17 protein-coding genes are annotated in these 19,967 nt (G+C 69.7%); 8 read left to right on the top strand and 9 right to left on the bottom strand.

Features of this window, described 5'->3' with window-relative positions:
- The first annotated feature begins 129 nt into the window (after window positions 1–129).
- Window positions 130–2,583: a glycoside hydrolase family 3 C-terminal domain-containing protein gene (locus tag VFA06_RS10020; RefSeq protein ID WP_324840185.1), complete on the top strand. Its 2,454-nt coding sequence runs from the start codon at window positions 130–132 to the stop codon at window positions 2,581–2,583.
- Between the two features lie 70 nt (window positions 2,584–2,653).
- On the opposite strand, the gene VFA06_RS10015 is transcribed toward VFA06_RS10020, so the two are convergent.
- From VFA06_RS10015 to VFA06_RS10000, 4 genes are all read right to left on the bottom strand, one after another.
- On the bottom strand, window positions 2,654–3,106 hold the full coding sequence (locus tag VFA06_RS10015) for a MaoC family dehydratase (RefSeq protein WP_324840184.1): 453 nt from the start codon (window positions 3,104–3,106) through the stop codon (window positions 2,654–2,656).
- On the bottom strand, window positions 3,103–3,864 hold the full coding sequence (locus VFA06_RS10010; RefSeq protein WP_324840183.1) for a glucose 1-dehydrogenase: 762 nt from the start codon (window positions 3,862–3,864) through the stop codon (window positions 3,103–3,105). The genes VFA06_RS10015 and VFA06_RS10010 overlap by 4 nt, the downstream gene beginning before the upstream one ends.
- 52 nt (window positions 3,865–3,916) lie before the next feature.
- Window positions 3,917–5,104, bottom strand: coding sequence for an acetyl-CoA C-acyltransferase (locus VFA06_RS10005; protein ID WP_324840182.1), 1,188 nt, complete (start codon window positions 5,102–5,104; stop codon window positions 3,917–3,919).
- A 95-nt stretch (window positions 5,105–5,199) separates the two neighbouring features.
- Window positions 5,200–6,351, bottom strand: coding sequence for an acyl-CoA dehydrogenase family protein (locus VFA06_RS10000; RefSeq protein WP_324840181.1), 1,152 nt, complete (start codon window positions 6,349–6,351; stop codon window positions 5,200–5,202).
- Between the two features lie 105 nt (window positions 6,352–6,456).
- Between VFA06_RS10000 and VFA06_RS09995 the strand changes: the two genes are divergently transcribed.
- Together VFA06_RS09995 and VFA06_RS09990 are read left to right on the top strand one after the other, a co-directional pair.
- Window positions 6,457–7,098, top strand: coding sequence for a TetR/AcrR family transcriptional regulator (locus tag VFA06_RS09995; RefSeq protein WP_324840180.1), 642 nt, complete (start codon window positions 6,457–6,459; stop codon window positions 7,096–7,098).
- A 205-nt stretch (window positions 7,099–7,303) separates the two neighbouring features.
- Window positions 7,304–8,419, top strand: a complete 1,116-nt coding sequence (locus VFA06_RS09990; protein ID WP_324840179.1) for a glycoside hydrolase family 19 protein — start codon at window positions 7,304–7,306, stop codon at window positions 8,417–8,419.
- Between the two features lie 130 nt (window positions 8,420–8,549).
- On the opposite strand, the gene VFA06_RS09985 is transcribed toward VFA06_RS09990, so the two are convergent.
- Window positions 8,550–9,059 carry a DinB family protein gene (locus tag VFA06_RS09985; RefSeq protein WP_324840178.1) on the bottom strand — a complete coding sequence of 170 codons (510 nt, stop codon included), beginning with the start codon at window positions 9,057–9,059 and terminating at the stop codon, window positions 8,550–8,552.
- Between the two features lie 183 nt (window positions 9,060–9,242).
- Between VFA06_RS09985 and VFA06_RS09980 the strand changes: the two genes are divergently transcribed.
- From VFA06_RS09980 to VFA06_RS09965, 4 genes are all read left to right on the top strand, one after another.
- Window positions 9,243–9,926 (top strand): response regulator transcription factor, encoded by a 684-nt coding sequence (locus tag VFA06_RS09980; RefSeq protein WP_324840177.1) that lies wholly within the window; start codon window positions 9,243–9,245, stop codon window positions 9,924–9,926.
- Between the two features lie 116 nt (window positions 9,927–10,042).
- Window positions 10,043–11,401: a HAMP domain-containing sensor histidine kinase gene (locus VFA06_RS09975; protein ID WP_324840176.1), complete on the top strand. Its 1,359-nt coding sequence runs from the start codon at window positions 10,043–10,045 to the stop codon at window positions 11,399–11,401.
- Between the two features lie 142 nt (window positions 11,402–11,543).
- A complete protein-coding gene (locus VFA06_RS09970) occupies window positions 11,544–12,287 on the top strand; it encodes a hypothetical protein (RefSeq protein ID WP_324840175.1) in 744 nt (247 codons plus the stop codon).
- Complete coding sequence (locus VFA06_RS09965) at window positions 12,284–13,255, top strand: FAD:protein FMN transferase (protein WP_324840174.1); 972 nt, start codon at window positions 12,284–12,286, stop codon at window positions 13,253–13,255. The genes VFA06_RS09970 and VFA06_RS09965 overlap by 4 nt, the downstream gene beginning before the upstream one ends.
- Before the next feature lie 94 nt (window positions 13,256–13,349).
- Here the strand turns inward: VFA06_RS09965 and VFA06_RS09960 are convergent, their stop codons facing one another.
- From VFA06_RS09960 to VFA06_RS09945, 4 genes are all read right to left on the bottom strand, one after another.
- Window positions 13,350–16,628 (bottom strand): PKD domain-containing protein, encoded by a 3,279-nt coding sequence (locus VFA06_RS09960; protein ID WP_324840173.1) that lies wholly within the window; start codon window positions 16,626–16,628, stop codon window positions 13,350–13,352.
- A gap of 133 nt (window positions 16,629–16,761) precedes the next feature.
- Window positions 16,762–18,135 (bottom strand): hypothetical protein, encoded by a 1,374-nt coding sequence (locus VFA06_RS09955; protein WP_324840172.1) that lies wholly within the window; start codon window positions 18,133–18,135, stop codon window positions 16,762–16,764.
- 83 nt (window positions 18,136–18,218) lie between these two features.
- Window positions 18,219–18,602, bottom strand: coding sequence for a hypothetical protein (locus VFA06_RS09950; RefSeq protein ID WP_324840171.1), 384 nt, complete (start codon window positions 18,600–18,602; stop codon window positions 18,219–18,221).
- A 169-nt stretch (window positions 18,603–18,771) separates the two neighbouring features.
- A complete protein-coding gene (locus VFA06_RS09945; RefSeq protein WP_349260138.1) occupies window positions 18,772–19,221 on the bottom strand; it encodes a carboxymuconolactone decarboxylase family protein in 450 nt (149 codons plus the stop codon).
- Window positions 19,222–19,303: 82 nt separating this feature from the next.
- On the opposite strand from VFA06_RS09945, the gene VFA06_RS09940 reads away from it, so the two are divergent.
- On the top strand, window positions 19,304–19,967 hold a 664-nt coding region (locus VFA06_RS09940; RefSeq protein WP_324840169.1), incomplete at its 3' end, for a sigma-70 family RNA polymerase sigma factor.

The following is a 19,967-nucleotide window of genomic DNA, read 5'->3' as shown; positions in this document are numbered from 1 at the left end:
ATCTGCGCGAAGTTGTCTGGACCAGCGCAGAGACCCGGCGCGGTAGGCCGTGCCGGGGTTGACACCGGGACTGCTGGGATGGGACTTTCGAAGCGCTTCGATCGTGGAACCGTGGGGAAGGTCTTTTCCGTGAGCGCTGTGCCTGCTGCTTCCGCGCCTGCTGCGACTGTCGCCGATCCGGCCGCGAAGGTTGCCGGGCTCCTGGCCCAGCTGACCCTCGAGGAGAAGATCGCCTTCCTGCATCAGCACCAGCCCGCGGTCGAACGGCTCGGCCTCGGCCGGTTCCACACCGGCTGCGAGGCGCTGCACGGGGTCGCCTGGATCGGGCGGGCCACCGTGTTCCCGCAGGCGGTCGGGCTCGGCGCGACCTGGGACCGGGAACTGCTGCGGCGGATCGGCCAGGCGGTGTCGACCGAGGTGCGCGCCTTCCGGCAGGACGCGCGCGCCGTGCAGGGCAGCGACGTGTACGAAAAGCACACGATGGTTTCGCTCAACGTCTGGTCGCCGGTGGTCAACCTGCTGCGTGATCCGCGCTGGGGCCGCAACGAGGAGGGTTACAGCGAGGACCCCTTCGCGACCGCGGAAATGGCGACGGCTTACTGCCGGGGGCTGCGCGGCGACCACCCGACGATCTGGCGCACAGCGCCGGTGCTCAAGCACTTCCTCGCGTACAACGTGGAGACCGATCGGGCCGCCATCGACGTGCGAGTACCGCCGCGTGTGCTGCACGAATACGAGCTGCCGGCCTTCCGCGGCCCGATCGAGGCCGGCGTGGTGGCCGGGGTGATGCCGGGCTACAACCTGACCAACGGCATCCCGAACCATGTGCACCCGCTGCTCGCCGAAGCGCTGCGGGCCTGGAACCCGGAGCTGGTGATCTGCTCCGACGCGCAGGCTCCGTCGAACCTCGTGGAGATCGAGAAGTACTTCCCCTCGCATGTCGAGTCGCACGCCGCGGCGCTTAAGGCCGGGCTGGACAGCTACACCGACAATGACGCGAACGCGCAGCCGACGATCGAACGGTTCACCGCGGCGCTGCAGCAGGGGCTGATCAGCGAGGCGGACATCGACGCGGCGGTCGGCCGGTTGCTGGCGATGCGGGCGCGCACCGGCGAATTCGACCCCGAACTCGACCCGTACGCGGACATCCGGGCCGACGTGGTGGTCTGCGAGCCGCACGCGGCGCTGGCGCTGGAGGCGGCGAAAGCGTCGATCGTGTTACTGAAGAACGACAACCGCGCGCTGCCGCTGGACCCGCGCCCCGGATCGGTCGCGGTGATCGGGCACTTGGGCACGCGCGTACTGACCGACTGGTACAGCGGCACGCTCCCTTACGCGGTCAGCATCGCGGACGGGCTGCGCACTCGGCTCGGCGCGGACTCGGTGGCGGCCGTCGACGGGGCCGACGTGGTCAAGCTGCGCGCCGGGGAGCGGGAGTTCGGCCCCTTCGTTCACAACGACTGGGGCACGAGCGTGCAGTGCCCGGTGCCTGTGCACACATTCCAGTCCACCGAGAATGGCAGGTATCTGACGCTGACTGGCGAGCACGACCGCCAGGTCGAGGCGGCGGCGCAGACTCCGGACGGCTGGTTCGTCAAGGAACTGTGGGAGCTGCACCCGGTGGGCGAAGCCTCGGCGGCCGGTCAGGTTCTGCTGCGTTCCAACGCCGAGCACAGCCGCAAGTACGTGCGCGTAGACGAGACCGGAAGCCTTGTCGCGGATGCCGAATCGCCGCAGGACGCGACTCGCTTCACCGTCGAACTGCTGACCTCGGGCACGCACGAAGCGGTGGCCGCCGCGTCGTCGGCCGAGAGCGCGATCGTGGTTGTGGGCAACGACCCGCACATCAACGGCCGTGAAACGGTCGACCGCGACGGCCTGGCGTTGCCGGCCGCTCAGGAGAGCCTGCTGCGCGCGGTGACTGAGGCGAATCCGAACACTGCGGTGATCGTCGTCTCCAGTTACCCGTACGCGATCGACTGGGCCGCCGAGCATGTGCCCGCGATCCTGTGGACCTCACATGGCGGCCAGGAATTGGGCAACGCGGTGGCCGAGGTGCTGACCGGTGCTTACAGCCCGGCCGGACGGGTGCCGCAGACCTGGTACTCGGCCGAGGCGGAGCTTCCCGAGCCCGGGGATTACGACGTCATCGGCTCGCAGTGGACGTATCAGTACTCGCAGCGCAAGCACCTGTTCCCGTTCGGGCACGGCCTGTCCTACACGACCTTCGAGTATGGCGACCCGATCGGAACGGTCGCGCTGTCACATGAGGGCGCGCCTACGGTGACCATCGAGGTGACGGTGACGAACGCGGGCGACATAGCTGGTGACGAAGTGGTCCAGCTGTACTCGCACGCGATCGACGCCTCCGTGCCCACGCCGCTGCGTAAGCTGCAGGGCTTCGAGCGGATCCGGCTGGAGCCGGGCGAATCCCGGGCGCTCGTCTTCGAAGTGCCGGCAATCCGCCTGGCGCACTGGTCGGAGCTGGACGGCGGCTTCGTCGGCGAGCCGGGCGAGTTCGAGTTCGCGGTCGGGCGTTCCTGCGCCGACCTGCCGGCCAGCGTGACAGTGTTCTGCGGCTAGGCGGTCAAGCCGCGCCGTCGCGCCGGTTGACCGCCCGCCACCGCTTCGAAACTCCGGCAGACCCGAAGCGCTAGAGATAGAACCGGGAAACGGTCTCCGCGACCGCCGCCGGCTTCTCTACGCCCTGAATCTCCACGACCGCCTTGGCCGTCACCTGCACATAGTCAGCCTGCTGATCCACCTCGGCGACGGTCATCACCGCGCGCACCGAGGAGCCGACCCGGACCGGGTTGATGAAGCGCACCCGGTTCAAGCCGTAGTTGATGCCCATCCGCACGCCCTCGACCCGGTAGACCTCGGCGAGTAGAGCGGGCAGCAGCGACAACGTCAGGAAGCCGTGCGCGATCGTCGAGCCGAACGGCCCCTCCTTCGCGCGCGCCTCGTCGACGTGGATCCACTGGTGGTCGCCGGTGGCCTCGGCGAACTGGTCGATCCGGTCCTGCTCGATGACCAGCCAGTCGCTGGCGCCGATCTCCTGGCCGACCGCCTGCGCCAGCTCGGCCGGGCTCGCGAACACCTTCACCGGTCGGCCCCGCCGTTGACGTGGATGGTCTGGCCGGAGATGAACGAGGACTCGTCGGCGGCCAGGAACGCGACCGTGGCGGCGATGTCCTCCGGGGTGCCGACCCGGCGCACCGGCGTCATCTGCGCGGCGGCCTCGCGGAACTTCTCCGGCTCGAAGCCGACCCGGCGCGCGGTGGCGTCGGTCATGTCGGTGGCGATGTACCCGGGGGCGACCGCGTTGACGTTGATGCCGAACGGGCCGAGCTCGATCGCCAGCGTGGAAGTCAGGCCCATGATTCCGGCCTTGGAGGCCGAGTAGTTGGCCTGGCCGCGGTTGCCCAGCGCGGAGCGGGAGGAGAGCGAGACGATCTTGCCGTACTTCTGCGCCACGAAGTGCTTCTGGCACTCGCGCGACATGAGGAAGGCGCTGCGCAGGTTGACCGCGATGACCGAGTCCCAGTCCTCGTCGGTCATCTTGAACAGCAGGTTGTCGCGGGTGATCCCGGCGTTGTTGACCAGGATGTCGATGCGCCCGAACTCCTCGACCACGGCGGCGACCGCGGCCTGCACGTCAGCGGTCTTCGACACGTCGGCGCCGACCGCGAAGGCCTCGCCGCCGTCCTTGACGATCTGATCGACGGTGCCCTGCGCCCGATCGGCGGTCAGGTCCACGACGCCGACCTTCGCGCCCTCATTCGCCAGCCGTCGCGCGATCGCCGCGCCGATGCCTTGCGCCGCGCCGGTCACGATCGCGACCTTGCCCTCGAAGCGACTCATCCTGCTACTCCTAATCCGCTCTTCTGTGTTCCGACCGAAAGACGTTCGTCGATCACGGCGCTTCCAGCAGTACCGCCGTGCCCTGCCCGACCCCGACGCACATCGTGGCCAGGCCGCGGCGGTGCCCTTCGCGCCGCATCCGGTGCACCAGCGTGGTCACGATGCGCGCGCCGGAGCAGCCGAGCGGGTGCCCGAGCGCGATCGCGCCGCCGTCCGGGTTGACGATCTCGGGCTCGATGCCGATCCCGTCGATGACCGCGAGCGACTGCGCGGCGAAGGCCTCGTTCAGCTCGGCGGTATCGAGGTCTGCGATACTCCAGCCGCTGCGCCCGAGCACCTTCTGCGTCGCCGGGATCGGGCCGACGCCCATGACGTCCGGGTGCACGCCGGCCGAGGCGCCCGCGACGTATCGGGCCAGCGGCTCGACGCCCAGCTCGGCGAGGCCCTGTTCGGAGACCAGGACCAGGCCCGCCGCCCCGTCGTTGAGCGGGGAGGAATTGCCGGCCGTGACGCTGCCGCCCTTGCGGAACACCGGCTTGAGCCCCGCGAGTTTCTCCAGGCTGGTGTCCGACCTGATGCCCTCGTCGGCGTCGACCACGGCGCCCTGCGGTGTGTGGACCTCGACCAGTTCGTCCTTGAAGCGGCCGGCGTCGCGGGCCGCGGCGGCCTTCTGGTGGCTGCGCAGTGCGAACTCGTCCTGCCGCTCGCGGCCGATGCCGTGGCGGGCGGCGACCTCCTCGGCCGTCTCGCCCATCGCCAGCAGCCCGTGCAGCTCGCTCATCAGCGGGTTGACGAGCCGCCAGCCGAGCCGGGTGTCGGCCAGCTCCATCTTGTGCGGCAGCGCGTCATCCGGCCGGGGAAGCACGAACGGGGCGCGTGTCATCGACTCCGAGCCACCAGCAAGTACGATGTCTGCTTCGCCTGCGGCGATGGTCCGGGCCGCGACGGTGAACGCCTCAAGGCCCGAGGCGCACAGCCGGTTGAGCGTCGCGCCGGGCACCGAGTCCGGCAGCCCGGCCAGCAGCACGGCCATCCGCGCGACGTTCCGATTGTCCTCGCCCGCCTGGTTCGCCGCACCCCAGTAGACGTCGTCGATGCGCGCCGGGTCCAGGCCGGGCAGCCCCGAGATCAGGTCCTTGATGACGGTCGCGGCCAGGTCGTCCGGCCGCACCGAGGCGAGGGCGCCGCGCAGCCTGCCGATCGGCGTGCGCCGCGCGGCGGCCACGTACACGGTTCTCATAGCTCTTACTCCACGCTCCTCGTCCGACGTCCTTCCCGACCCTGCCGCCGCGCTGTCAGATTCACCGCTGTCAGATTCACCGCGCCGTCCTGCCGTCACGCGATCGCGTTGACGCCGGTGTGCGCCCGCGCGATCAGCAGCTTCTGCAACTCGCTGGTGCCCTCGTACAGGGTCATCACGCGGGCGTCGCGCACGAGCTTGCCGACCGGGTACTCGTCGATGTAGCCGTAGCCGCCGAAGACCTGAAGGGCATTGTTCGCCGCCCGCACCGCAGCCTCGCTCGCGAACAGCTTGGCCATCGAGGACTCGCGGGCGAACTCCTGGCCGCGGTCGATGAGGTCCGCGACCCGCCAGACCAGCAGCCGCGACGCGTCCACGTCGGTGGCGATGTCGCAGATCAGCTCCTGCACCAGTTGCCGGTGCGCGATCGGCTTTCCGAACTGGACCCGTTCGGTCGCGTGGCGCACCGCGTGCCGCAGCGCCGCCTCCGCGATGCCGACGCAGCCGGCCGCGACCGACATGCGGCCCTTGGCCAGCGCGGACATGGCGACCGTGAATCCCTTGCCCTCGGCGCCGAGCCGCGCGGTGTCCGGCACCCGCACGCCGTCGAAGGTGAGTTGAGCGGTGGCCTGGCCGCGCAGCCCGAGCTTGCCGTGGATCTCCCGGCGCTCGACGCCCTCAGCGTCCAGCGGCACCAGGTACGCGGTGATGCCCCGATGCCCCGGCTCGCCCGACCGCGCGAAGACGAGGGCGACATCGGCCCACGTCCCGTTGGTGATGAACATCTTCGAGCCGGTCAGCAGCCAGTCCGAACCGTCGCGCACCGCGCGCATTGTCAGGTTCGCGGCGTCCGAGCCCGTGTCCGGTTCGGTCAGCGCGAAACAGGCGAGCGCGTCGCCGGAGCACAGCCGCGGCAGCCAGGCGCGCTTCTGCTCTTCGGTGCCGTGCGCGTTGATCGACTTGGCCACCAGGCCGAGCGAGACCGAGACGATGCCGCGCACCGCGGAGTCGCCGCGGCCGAGTTCCTCCAGCGCCAGCACATAGGCGAAGTGGTCGCCGCCGGAGCCGCCGTACTCCTCCGGAATGGTCAGACCGAGCAGCCCGAGCGCCCCGAGCCGCTTGATGATGCCGCGGTCCACGGACTCGGCCCGGTCCCACTCGGCGGCGTGCGGGACGATCTCCCGGTCGGTGAAGTCCGCGGCCAGCCGCCGCAACGCCGCGTGCTCCTCGTCGAGCGAGAGATCCATGGCCGCACCGCCTTGCCTTCTCGTCGCCACAAAAAACTTACAGTGCTAGTTTTGGTTGACTGTAACCCACCGCACGCCCGTCCCGGAAGAGCGAGGTACGTCACCATGGCCAGGCCCCGGTCGCCGCTGCTCAGCCGCGACCGCATCGTGGCCGCGGCGATCGCGCTGGTCGACGCGGAGGGCCTGGCCGCGCTCTCCACCCGGCGGCTGGCACTGGAGCTCGGGGTGAGCGGGCCGTCCCTGTACAACCACTTCGCGACGAAGGACGACCTGCTCGAAGCCGTGGCCGACGCGGTGACCGCGCAGGTGGACATCTCGCCGCTGGGCGCCCGGCCGTGGCCGGAGGCGCTGCGGGCCTGGGCGGTCTCCTACCGGCAGACCCTGGCCGAGCACCCGAACCTGGTCCCGGTCGTCGCGCACGGCCCGGGACGCCGGCCGCACGCGCTCAAACTCGCCGACGCGGTGTACGGCGCCCTTGTTCAGGCAGGCTGGCCCCCGCGCGAGGCGACCCGTATCGGTGCTCTGATGCGCTACTTCGTGGTCGGCGCGGCGACCGGTTCGTTCGCGGCCGGGTTCGTCGACGATCCGGCGCTCTACGGCGCGGACTACCCGCATCTGTCCGACGCGCACCGGCTCCAGTCGCGCCGCCGAGAGATCGACGAGGGCGCCTTCGAGACCGGGCTCGACGCGCTCATCGCAGGGCTGGAACTGCGCTTCGCCGCGCTGCCCGCCACCCGTCCGGCGTAACCGCGGCCGTCTTCCGGCAGCCTCCTGCTTTACTAGGTCTAGACCAATACCCCGCTGACCAGGGATTACTGGTCTAGACCTTGACAGGCCCGTGCGGCCACGGTTTAGTCCCTGCGACACCAGTAATCGGCCGACCGAGCCGTACGGCGCCCGGTCGGTGGGCCGTGCACGAAGTGCAGCGCACGCTGCACGAAGGAGAGAGCACGTGTCCAGAAAGCGATTTCTGATCTGGCTGAGCGCCGCAGCCGCCACCGCGACGGTCGCCGTCGGCGTTCCGGTCCTCAACAGCACCGCGGCCTCCGCCTCGACCCCCTGCGCGGCCGCCTGGAGCAGCAGCGCGGTCTACACCGGCGGAATGCAGGCCTCTTACAACGGCGACAACTGGACCGCCAAGTGGTGGACGCAGGGCGACACGCCCGGCGGCGCCGCGGGCGTCTGGTCCGACCAGGGCCCGTGCGGCGGTGGCGGCGGAGGCGGCACTGGGGGCGGCGGAGGCGGAACCGGCGGCTGCACCTACACGGTGTGGACCGCGGGCACCAACTACACGACCGGCGCGATCGTCCTTTATCCGCCGAACGGCCAGTACTACCAGGCCACGCACGACAACCCGGGCTACGACCCGACCATCAGCACCTGGTTCTGGAGTCCGTACAGCTGCTCCGGCTCCAGCGGTGGCGGCGGTGGCGGAACCGGCGGCGGAGGCGGTTCGTCAGGCTTCGTCGTCAGCGAGGCCCAGTTCGACCAGATGTTCCCGAACCGGAACTCCTTCTACACCTACAGCGGCCTGGTCGCGGCGCTGAGCGCGTACCCCGCGTTCGCCACCACCGGCAGCAGCACGGTGCAGAAGCAGGAGGCCGCGGCCTTCCTGGCCAATGTGGACCACGAGACCGGCGGCCTGGTCTACATCAACGAGATCGACCAGTCGGGCAACTACTGCGCCAGCGAGCCCTACGGCTGCCCGGCCGGCACCTACGCCTACTACGGCCGCGGCCCGATCCAGCTGAGCTGGAACTTCAACTACAAGGCCGCCGGCGACGCGCTCGGCATCGACCTGCTGGACAACCCGAACCTGGTGGCGACGGACGCGGCCACCTCGTGGAAGACAGGACTCTGGTACTGGAACACCCAGACCGGCCCCGGCTCGATGACGGCGCACGACGCGATGGTCAACGGCGCGGGCTTCGGCCAGACCATCCGCGCAATCAACGGCAGCATCGAGTGCAACGGCGGCAACACCGCCGAGATGCAGGACCGGGTCAACGACTACGAGCAGTTCGTCCAGATCCTGGGCGTGCCGGCCGGATCGAACCTGACCTGCTGACCGCCTGAGCCGAGCGCCCGCGAAACACCGAGAACGGCGCGATCGCGTGGCCCGGATTCCCTTTCCGGTCCACGCGATCGCGCCGTTCCGCCGTCTGAGCCGGTCAGCGCCACTCAGTCAATACTCTCACTCAGCCAAGCTGCCGACGCACGTCCATCAAGTGGTGTCGGGCCTCGTGCACGGTGTGAACCGCGACCCACGCGAGCGTGCGCGGCGTCGGCGCGGGGAACGGATAAAGCGCCTCGCGCTCCCAGTCGGCGGGACTCAGTTGGCTGAGCACGCCGACGAACATCAGCCCGGCGTCCGACAGCTGGCGGGCGACATCCTCAGGCTGCTGCGACGCGTAGCCGTCGTGCTCCACGCGCTCGTCCCGGCCCATCGAGGTGAGTTCCGGCCGGTCGACGCGACGCGCCAGCAGCACCCGCTCACGCTGGACCAGGAGCACGTCACGCAGATGGCACCCGTACTCCAGCGGTGACCAGACCTCCGGCTGCCGCCGGCCGCGCAGGTCGGCCCCTTCGGTGCGCATCAGCTGCGCCATCTCCTCGGCGAGCTCGGGGAGGATCCGGATCGCCGCGCCGGCGTGGTCGAGGTGGTAGACGAAGCCGCACTCCTCGCAGCGTTCTTCTTCCTGATCCACGGAGTTCTCCTTCGCTGTGCGTGGCCCGGGCACTGGTCCCGGAATTTCAGCCGGGGATCTGACTCTGCGCGATGCTACTCAAGGCCGGCGACGCGCAGCTCGCGGCTGACATCGCTCGATTATCCTGCCGCTTTTCGCCCGGCTAGCTGGGGCGGGTACCGGCCGGCGTCATAAGGTGGCCCTGTGACGGCAAGCGGCAGCGGTGGCGGGCGCATCCAGGCCTTGGTGGTCGAGGACGATCCTGGGATCGCGAACTCGATGGCCCGCGGGCTCACCGGGGCCGGATATCAGGTCGAGGTCGTCGGGACCGGCGCGCAGGCCCTGGCCGCGGCGCCGGCTGACGTGGTGCTGCTCGACCTCGGGCTGCCGGACATGGACGGCCTCGAGGTGTGCCGCGGCCTGCGCCGGCGCTGCGACGCGGCGATCATCGTGGTGACCGCGCGCGGAGAGGAAGGGGACCGGGTCGTCGCCCTTGACGAGGGCGCGGACGATTACCTGGTCAAACCCTTCGGCCTCGCGGAGCTGCTGGCACGCATCCGGGCGGTGCTGCGCCGCATCCGGCCGAGCGGCCCGGCGGTGTACATTCACGGCCCGATGACGGTGGATCCGCGCACCCGCCGGGTGACCGTGGACGGGACCGAGGTGTCGCTTACCCCGAAGGAGTTCGACATCCTCGAGTGCCTGGCCGCCGACCCCGGTCGCGTCGTCTCCCGCCAGGAGCTGCTGGAGCGCGTCTGGGACGCCAACTGGTACGGGCCGACGAAGGTGCTGGACGTGCATGTGGCGGCGCTGCGCCGCAAGCTCGGCGTGACAGGCCTGGTGGAAACCGTGTACGGGCGTGGGTTCCGGCTCGGCGAACTCGAATGAGCCCCTCGACCGCTGCGCGCCCGGCCCGCAGACCGGCGACCGCCAGCACCGTCGTACGCAGCCCGGCGACTGTCGGCACTGCCGCACGCAGCGCCGTGACGGCGGGTTGACCGGCCGTGTCCCGACGCATTGCGCTCACGTTCGTAGCACTGATCGCGGCTCTGCTGGTGGTGGCGGTGGTTCCGATCGGCGTGGCGGTCGACGCCAAGGAACGCGAATCGTTTCGTTTCGACGCGATCTCGGCCGGACGCCAGATCTCCTCCGCCGCCGAGGAGTACCTGACCGACCACCACCCACCCACCGCGATGAACGCCGCCCTCGCCGATGCGGCGAAGCACCACGATTGCGCCGCCGTTTACGGGCCGGATGACAGCCTGCTCGCTTCCGCGGGCTGCTCGGCGACGACGGACGCACACGCCCGAGCCTTAGTCGTGACGGCACGCACCGCACGCGACCACGAGCAGACCGCGCAGAATGGAGCGTGGTTCCTGGCCGCGGTGCCGGTCTCGGATGACGACAAGTATTCGGGCACCGTGGTGTTCGGGCGCTCAACCGGTGAGCTCGACGAGCACATGACGGTGCTTTGGGTCTGGCTCGGATTGACTGGACTTGCCGCCCTGATCCTTGGCGTGGCGCTCTCGCTTCGGCTGGCCCGCTGGGTATCCCGGCCGCTGAGCGGGCTTGGCGCCGCGGCGGCGCGGCTCGGTGATGGAGAGCTGACCGTCCGCGCCGAGACCAGCCACGGGCCAGCCGAGGTGCGCGCACTCGCGGCCACCTTCAACCGCATGGCAGAGCGGACGCAGACTCTCGTGCACGGGCATCGGGCGTGGGTCGCCGACGTCTCACACCAGCTGCGCACGCCGCTGACCGCGCTACGGCTGCGACTGGACGTGCTGGCCGCGGAGACCGAGGGCGGAACCGCCGCCGAACTGGCCGGAGCGCTGGAGGAGATCGGCCGGCTCTCCCGGCTCGTGGATGGTCTGCTCGCGGTCGCCAGGGCGGAGGGGCGGGTGCCGCGCCGCGAGCCGGTCGACGTCGGTGCGGTCGCGGCGGAACGCGTCGCGGCGTGGGAACCGCTGGCCAGGGAGCGGCGGATCGAACTGGAACTGCCCGAGACCGCCGGCGCGATCGGCTCGGAGGCGGTGGCGCGCCTCGGAGCGGGGGATCTGGAGCAGATGCTCGACAACGTGCTGGCCAACGCCCTGGAGGCGGTCCCGGACGCGGGCCGTGTGCAGATGCGGGTGAGCCGCGTCGACGGCCGGGTGCTGCTCCACGTGATCGACAACGGCCCCGGCATGGACGAACCGGCCAAGCAGGCCGCGTTCCGCCGCTTCGGCAATCCGGACGCGCGCGGAAACGGGCTGGGCCTGGCGATCGTGCACCGGCTGATCACGGCGAACGGCGGCGCGGTGCGGCTCACGGACACCCCCGGCGGCGGACTGACCGTGGAACTCGATCTTCCGTCAGTGTCCTGATCGGCGTCTGAAACGCCCGCGGCACGCTGCTTCGCTAGGACCGAGCAGCGATCTTTACCGCTTCTGAGCGAGTTCTGAACCGGATTCACGAAGCCCGGAATCGATCCTGGAGGGGAGCTCTGCAGAAGGGACGCACCGGGCCGTGGTACGTGACAGCGCCGCGTGGAACAACGCCGTGTCCGACAGCGCCGCGTGGAACAACGCGGTATCCGACAACGCAGCGTCAGGCAACGCCGCATCGAACGAGGCCGCGTACTCCTCCGGCGCGACGTCCCATCGCCGGACTCCGCCGACCGGGTCGCATTCCGGACCCGAGGGCAACGAGCGGCTGACCGCGATCACCGGAGCGGTGCTGCTCGTGCTGTTCGCCGCGGAGGGCGTAACGATTCTGTCCCTGCGCAGCCTGCTGTATTGGCATTACTTCATCGGGCTGCTTCTCATCGGTCCGGTCTGCGTGAAGATCGGCTCGACGTTCTACCGCTTCGTCCGCTACTACACCGGCGATCGCGAATATGCGCGCAAAGGACCGCCTGCGCCGCTGCTGCGCGTGCTCGGGCCGTTCGTGATCCTCACGAGCGTGGGCGTTCTCGGTACCGGCGTCGCGCTCGGCTTCGAGAAGGGCACGTCCTACCACGGCATCCCGCTGCTGTTTTTGCACAAAGCGTGCTTCGTGCTCTGGCTGGGAGTGATGACCATCCACGTGCTCGCCTACATTTGGCGGCTGCCCGGCCTCATCGGCGCGGACCTGCGCAGCTCACGGGCCTACGGGACGGCGGTCGCGGTCGGCGGTCGCGGCCTGCGCTGGTCGATCACGGCGGTCGGCCTGGCCGCAGGTGTCGCGATCGCGATGGCCGCCGCGCACCTGTCGGCGTCGTGGCAGCGGTGACCACTCCCGCGTTCGACATCGCGCGGGCCGAGTTCCCCGCGTTCGGCGGGACAGCGGTCGTGCTGTCGGTGGTGCCCGATCGGCTGGATTCGGCCTGCGCGGCCGCGCGCGCGCAGATCGAGGCAATGGATTCGGCGTGCAGCCGTTTCCGCGCCGATTCGGAACTCGCGCGCGTGAACGCGAGCGCGGGTCGACCTGTGCCCGTCAGCGACCTGTTCGCCGAGGCCGTGGAGGTCGCGTTGCGGGCGGCTCGGCTCACCGAGGGCGCGGTGGACCCGACCCGCGCGGCTGCGGTCGTCGGCGCGGGGTACGACCGGGACTTCGAACAGGTGCGCGCTGGCGGCGCGAGTATCAGCCTGGCCCGGGCTACCCCGGCCCCCGGCTGGCGATCGGTCGACTGGGATCCGCGCCGGCAGTCGGTCCGCATCCAACCGGGCTCACTGCTCGACTTCGGCGCTACAGCCAAGGCTTTGGCGGCGGACCGCGCCGCGTATGCCGCGCACCGAGCCGCTGGCTGCGGTGTATTGGTGAGCCTCGGTGATGACCTCGCCGTCCAAGGTCAGCCCCCTGATGGAGGCTGGCGGGTGCGCGTGGCCGACGATCCCCACGACGGCGCCTGCGACGGTGCGTCCGAGCAGGCGGCCATCGGTCACGCCGACGCTCCCGGCCGATCCGTCAGCATCGCAGAGGGCGGACTCGCCACGTCGAGCGCGGCGGCACCTCGCTGGATCGCGGCGGGCACGGCGCTGCAACACCTTGTCGATTCCCGCCTCGGCGCGCCCGCTCAGTCCTGCTGGAGCGCGGTCAGCGTCGCCGCGATCACGTGCGTCGACGCCAGCATCGCGGCCACGGCAGCCATCGCTCGCGGTGAATCCGCCGCCCGCTGGCTCACCGATCTCGGCTTGCCCGCGCGCCTCGTGCACGTCGACGGCAGTGTCCTGATCCTCGCGGACTGGCCGGCGCTGTGACAGCCCGCGCATAACGCGTTCGGCTCCGAACCCGTCACCGGGTCCGGAGCCGAACGCCTGCTCCTCAGCGTGGTTCGTCAGGGTGCTTCGACGGTCAACGCGTTCCGCTCGAAGCTCCGTGCGGAGCGTGCAGGGCACTCTGCTGCCCGGCCACGCCGCTCAGGTGCGTGACGGACGAGCCGAGCGGGCTCTGCGAGATCGTCGGGGCGAAGACTCCGAACAGGTCGACGATGACGTCGACGTTGCCTCCCGAGCCGTTGTAGATGTTCGATCCGCCGTCGAGCAGCGGGGACAGCACGGCGTTCGCGATGGTCTGTCCGGCGGCGAAGTCCAGGTTCGAGGCCTTGGGCATCGCCGGCAGGCCGTCCGGGAAGACGGTCAGGTAGCCACCCGTCTGCGGCCGCGTCACGGTGACGTTGTAGAGCGCCGCACTGAGCAGGTTCGACGGAACGCCGAGCGCGGTCGACAGTTCCAGCGTGCCGTACGTGCCCGCAGGCAGCGGCCCGATCTTGCGGGTGTCGAGCAGCCGGGTCGGGACGAAGGGCAGCAACACGCTCGTGGACGACGGGCTGTAGTACCCCGCCACATCCGCCACCAGGTCCGCGCTGCCCGCGCTGCCGAGGTAGAAGTCGACCTTGCCGTTCGTGATCGGCACGACGACGAGGTTCGGCACGGTGTCGTTCGCCGGGAAGTCGAGGACTGAGGTAGTCGGCCGGGAGCCGCCATCCGGGTAGACGGTGAGGTAGCCGCCACCGGACGGGTGGACCACGGTCACGTTCATCAGGACTGCCGTGGCGCTCGCTGGAACGACGCTCGTCGGCACGGTCAACGTCAGCGTGCCGCCGCCGGCCACCCGGCCGCCCGCGCCGCCGAGCCCGGACCGCGTGTCCAGCACTCGGGTCGGGCCGACCCCGGTGTAGCCGGTTCCCGAGCCGAGGGTATACACACCCTCCACGTCGGCGATCAGCTGCGCGCTCGCGCCGCTGCCGAGGTAGAAGTCCACGGTGCCGCCGGCGCCGACCGGGACGGTGACCTGGTTCGGCACGGTCTCGCCGGCGTTGAAGTCCAGATTCGAGCTGGTGGGCCGAGTCACGCCGTCGGGGTAGACCGTCAGGTAGCCGCCGGAAGACGGCGCGGTCACGGTGACGTTCAGCACGACCGCGAGCGTCGGGCTGTCCGCGGTGCCGAGCAGCGCCTGCGGCAGCTTGAGCTTGACCGTGCCGAGCGCGGGCACGGCGCCCGCGGGGACGCCGATGCCCTTGCGGGTGTCCATGATCCGCGCCGGGCCGTACGGCTGGAAGCCGCCGCCCACCGCGACCGTCTTCGACACGCTCTGCGTGCGGCCCAGCGCGTCGGAGACGGTGAGCTTGACCGGATACAAGCCCAGCGGCAGCGAGCGCGTCACCGGAGCGGAGGTCGCGGCGTTCACGACCACCGGAGCGGACCCGTCGCCGAAGTCGAAGGAGTACGAGGTGATCGGCGCGCCGTCACTGGTGCCCTTCGGATCCATGGTCACCGGCACCAGGCCGTTGACCGGTGCTCCCTCGGTGACGGTCAGCGCGGCGGCTTCCGCGGCGTTGGTCGAGACCACGAGCTGCTGCGTGGCCGTCGCGGTGTTCCCGAGCGCGTCGACGACAGTCAGCTTCACGGTGTACGTGCCGACCGCCATCAGGTGCGTGGCCGAATTCCCGTCAGCCGCGGACACGACCACCGGAGCGGACCCGTCGCCGAAGTCGAAGGAGTACGAGGAGATCGGCGCGCCGTCCGTGGTCCCCGCTCCGCTGGCGGTGACGGAGATCGGCGCGGCCGGCACGCTCGGGTACGACAGATTGAGCGAGGCGACGAGCGGGGCGCTGCCGGGGTTGACGGTGATGGTGTCGGAGTCGTGCGCCGAGGTCGTGGCACCGTACAGCGTTTCGCGGACGTCGATCCCGGCGGTGTTGGCCCCGAGCTTCTCGTAGGTGTGCTGGATCTTGTTCGACGATGACGGGGTCGTCCACCCGGTGCCGTCGTTGAAGTTGAACGAGTAGGTGCTGGCCCAGGCCCAAGCGCTCGGCGGTGTCGCCGTCGCGGTGACCACCAGCGGGTACGTCCCGGTCAGCGGCGTCGCGGTGACGGTCGCCGGGCTGCCGGCCGGCGGCACGAACTCGTAGGCACCGCGATCGACGTAGCCTGATCCGGTGCCGGCGTTCGGCACGTACGGGTCGTCCGTGCGCCCGTTACCGAGAATGTCGGTGGCCAGCAATCCCGGCGCGTTCGCGTCGCCGGAGTCGATCGCCGGCGAACCCTCGGTGAGCGGCAGATCCGCGGTCGGATACGGGTTCGCCTGCTGCTGGGCCGGCCACGGCAGCGAGGCGAGGTCGTGCGTTCCCTGCCCCGTGGCCGCGGTGAACGCGGCGAGACCCGGGTAGGTAGCGCCGTTCCAGCTGTACATGGCCGTGTTGTTGGTGGGCCAGGTGTAGAGGTCGTTGTAGTCGCTTGTCGTCTGTGCCGCGGAGCCAGCGGACACGGTCACCTCGGGCTTGGCCGGCGTCGTGCCGGAAACCACGCCGGCGCAGTCCCGGTAGCCGCCCGAGATGCCCGGTCCCCAGCCCCAGTCGTCGATGACGATGTTGTTCTCGATCGATACCTGCTGGGACGTGCCCTCGACGTCGATCCCCGACGGACAGGCGCGCTGGACGGTGTTGCTGGTCACGCTCAGGCCGTTGACGCCGGTCGCCAGAATCGGGGTCTGCCCGAAATTACCGAAGAGGCGGTTCGTCGTCACCGTGACGTTCGCGGCGCCCGAGCTCACGGTGACGCCGCTCAGCATGCTCCGGCTGATCGTGACGGCGCTGGACGCTCCGTCGACGGTCACCGCCGCCGACCCGCCGTCGTTCGCGGAGCCAGCGCCGTCGATGCCGTCGAGCGTGACGTCCGTAGAGTTCTGGACCTGGACCAGCGGAGCCGACGCGTAGTTGAGGATCGCGAAGCCCCGGATCACGATGTGGCTGGCGCCGTTGAGCGTGAAGGCGGACGAGCCCGACGTCATCCAGATCAGCGGATTGCCGTTGCTCTGGTAGTGCTGCGCGGGGTTGGACACGATGGTGATCGGCGACCTGTCCGAACCGGACTTGGAGATCACGGTGCCGGCCTGGTACGTCCGGTTCAGCGAGCTCGACACTATGACCGTGTCGCCCGCCGACGCGGCGTTCACGCCCGCCTGGATGCTGCAGAACGGCGCGGCCGCGGTACCGCTTCCGCTGTCCGAGCAAGCTTGGTTGGAGATGTCGACGTAGTAGGTAGTCCCGGCCGCCTGCGCGGGCCAGGCCGTCAGCCCCGCTGCGACAGTGACGGCGCTCAATGTCAGCGCGACGCGCACTTTAGTTCTCATGTATCCCACCCGAACCACGGCCGGGCGGCCTGCCCGCCCCCGCCGGATCGCTGACAGTACCAGCCGCGGGCGACGATCCGGCCTCTAAGAAAGCCGCTGACGTCACGAGTTCGCTACAACGTCGGCCCTGATATCAGCCGGTCAAGCGCGAGCACGGCACCGTGACGTGCCAGCCACCGCCAGGAGCGATCTGCAGGCGAGCCTCACGGGTCCCCGGGACGCGGCATGCGGCCCGGCCTGCGCTCACCTGGCTGCTCCACGAGGGCGCGGTCGCGCGCGGTTCGCTGCCTCCGCGGTAATTAGCCGCCACGTTGGCGCCGACCAAGACACATAACGCGGCCAGCGGCAGGTAGGTGCGCATCGCAACGCGCTGAGAGTCCCGGTGCAGCTCAGCAGCACTACTTAACACGGTGAGCGCGGTGATAAGCAGCAGCAGCGGCACGACGGCATACCGGTCCGTATACGCACCGCCCTGCATCGTTACGAGGCAGTAGAAGCCGACACTGAGCACCGCACAGATCGCCGCGAACGTGCGATTCGCCGCGCGGTTGACCAGCAGCAGTGCTGCGCAGGCGACGACGAGGACCGCCAGCAGACCGGTGACCTCCGCTGCGAACGTTCCACGCAGCCCCACGTGAGCCAGTTCCCGCGAGCTGGCCAACGTGGTACCGGTCACGTAACGCACATAGCCGCGCAGGGCGAAGGGCACGTTGTAGTCGTACATCGGGGGACGCGTTCCGAGTGCGCCCCGCAGCAGCCCAATGCCCTGAAACGCAACGCCGGCGGCAACTGCACCGAGTTGCCAGGCCGATTCCCGCAGCGGGCGGCTCCACAACCGAAGCGCCAGCAGCGGCAGAAACGCCAGCGCGAGCGGGTCACTGCCGACCGCGGAAAAAATCACGGCCGCAGCCAGTGCCTGTCTGACGCGGCTACGCGGATTCCACAAGAACATCCAGAACAGGCTGAAGGTCAGGTACCACTGCGTGTCGACGACGTTGTTGCCGACCTCGCTTTCGCCGAACGGAATGAGCGCCATCGGCAGCACGACACACATGCGCGCCACGCGAGAAGGAACAAGGGCGGCCGAAGCGTGGTACACCAGCAGCGCGCAGGCGGAGCTCGCCAGGCCGCCGAAGATGGCCATGAGTGCGGCAGCCCACGCGACGGGGAAGAGCGCGATCACCGACAGGACGATCCGCTGTACCAGGAGCAGGTAGCCGTTGACCGGCGCGAACAGCGAGTGGATCGCGCCGTGGTCGAAGGCGAACTGGTAGTGCGTCCCGTCTTCCGCCCAGATCGAGTCCAGCGCGCCCGGGCCGCCCTGCCGCGCCAACGACAGCGCGGCGGCCGACAGAACGAACGCGATGCCCAGCACCACGCGCGAAGCGACGACCCGGCTCGCGGCGTCCCGGGGGAAGAGCGCTGCAGCGCGCTGCCTCAGCATCGCGGCGGTGGTTTCCTGCGCCGGAGCGTTCGCGCGCTCCTGTCCGGTAGTCTCCGCGGTCACCGAGACACCATAACTGCTTCGGTGCAGCGACCCGCCAGCCCATCGCGGAAGCTAAGCGCGAGCCGCGAGCCCATCGCGGGGGGCTACTCGCCGAGCATCTCCCGCTCCAGCTCCTCCAGCTCGGCCTGCGCGAGATGACGAACAGCCCACTGATTCCGCGTTCCATGCGCGATGAACTCGGCAGGCAGCTCGATGTGGTATTTAGCCACGTAATACGCCAGATCATTGGGCCAGATCCACACGCCGTCCGTGCGAATTGCGTTGCGGCCGGCGACCGGATGCTGCGGGTCGAGAACGTCGTGCACGACGCTGCCCGAGATCACCAAGACAGGGCTTTCGGCGAGGTAATGCACGATCGCCGGCTCGTCATCCCGCGTCTGGCGTCCGGCCTCGAGGAGCGAAGGCCCTTCCGGGTCGCCGTGCGGAAGCTCTCGAAAGAACCCGAGCCGGAACGGCACGATAGTCACTCTCTTAGTCACTCATACGACTAGAGGCGCCCCGCGTATCAACACGCGAGGCGCCTCTAACTGCATTTCCCGTCGGCCGTTCACGAGTAGGCCTGGGCTGCGACCTTCCGCCCCTTCCCCGGAACCTTTCCCAACTCCAGCAAGATCGTTTCCCGAATCGGAGCCGCCATCACCAACTCTTGCCGGCTTGCTCCCGGACGGTACGGTTGATCCGGTTGAAGAAGTTGGTCATCGCGATCTCCAAGGTGATCGCGCCCAGTTGCTCCTCGCTGAAGTGAGCGGTGGCGGCCTCCCAGATCTCGTCGGTGACGCCCGGTGCGCCGTCTTGGAGCCGGGTGGCGGCCTCGGTGAGGGCTAGGACAGCGCGCTCCTCATCGGAGTAGAAGGACGTCTCGCGCCACGCGACCACGTTGTGCAGCCGTTCGTCGGTCTCACCGGCTTGCTTCGCCGACTGGATCGCGGCGAAGACGCACGGGCTGCAGCCGTTGATCTGGCTGGCACGCAAATGGACCAGCGACAGCAGCCGCTTGTCGACGCCCCCGGCGTGAATCGCCTTGTAGAGGTGCTGGATAGCTGTGGTCACGTCGGGATGGGACGGCCTGTCCACACGTGCTTGCATCTTCTTGCCCCTTATTCGGTTACCTGTGCCCCTTCGGGCCCGTCATTCCCTGTGACGGAGCAGAGCCGAGGAAGGTAACACCATGTCCGACACCGGCCCGACGGACCCGGTAGCCGAGATGTTCGAGGCCCAGCGTGATCGGCTGCGCGCGGTCGCCTATCGCATGCTCGGATCGCACGCTGACGCTGAGGATGTGGTCCAGGAGGCCTGGCTGCGGCTCTCCAGCCAGGACGCCGCGAGCATCCACAACCTCGCCGGCTGGCTGACCACCGTAGTCGGCCGGATCAGCCTCGACGTCCTGCGATCGCGCCAAGCCCGCCCGGAGGCGCCCTACGACGACGCTCTGTCCGAGCTCGTGGTGACGCTCGAGGACGATCACGCTCTCGAGGGCGACGCGGTGATCGCCGAATCGGTCGGGCTCGCGCTCCTCGTCGTCCTGGAGTCGCTCGGGCCGAGCGAGCGGCTGGCATTCGTGCTGCACGACCTGTTCGCGGTGCCGTTCGACGAGATCGGCCAGATCCTCGGCAAGTCCACCGCCGCCGCCAAGATGCTCGCCAGCCGCGCCCGCAGGAAGGTGCAGAGGATCGAGCGGCCGACCGGTGTCGGACGGCAGCAGCGAGAGGTGGTCCAGGCCTTCCTGGCGGCGGCTCGCCGCGGCGACTTCGAAGAATTGCTGCGGATCCTCGACCCCGAGGTGAAACTGACCGTCGACACCCCCTCCGGCGTGGTCGTCACCCTCGGCGCCA

Origin of the sequence: Actinocrinis sp., from assembly GCF_035653575.1 — a bacterium.
In the GTDB taxonomy this organism is placed as follows: Bacteria; Actinomycetota; Actinomycetes; order Streptomycetales; family Catenulisporaceae; genus Actinocrinis.
Note: the sequence above shows the minus strand (reverse complement) of the source record. Positions and strands in the feature narration are given on the sequence as shown.

Coding starts and splice junctions, on each gene's coding strand:
- VFA06_RS10010 (WP_324840183.1), bottom strand. CDS start 3,864: ATGAGTCGCTTCGAGGGCAAGGTCGCGATCGTGACCGGCGCGGCGCAA.
- VFA06_RS10005 (WP_324840182.1), bottom strand. CDS start 5,104: ATGAGAACCGTGTACGTGGCCGCCGCGCGGCGCACGCCGATCGGCAGG.
- VFA06_RS10000 (WP_324840181.1), bottom strand. CDS start 6,351: ATGGATCTCTCGCTCGACGAGGAGCACGCGGCGTTGCGGCGGCTGGCC.
- VFA06_RS09995 (WP_324840180.1), top strand. CDS start 6,457: ATGGCCAGGCCCCGGTCGCCGCTGCTCAGCCGCGACCGCATCGTGGCC.
- VFA06_RS09960 (WP_324840173.1), bottom strand. CDS start 16,628: ATGAGAACTAAAGTGCGCGTCGCGCTGACATTGAGCGCCGTCACTGTC.
- VFA06_RS09945 (WP_349260138.1), bottom strand. CDS start 19,221: ATGCAAGCACGTGTGGACAGGCCGTCCCATCCCGACGTGACCACAGCT.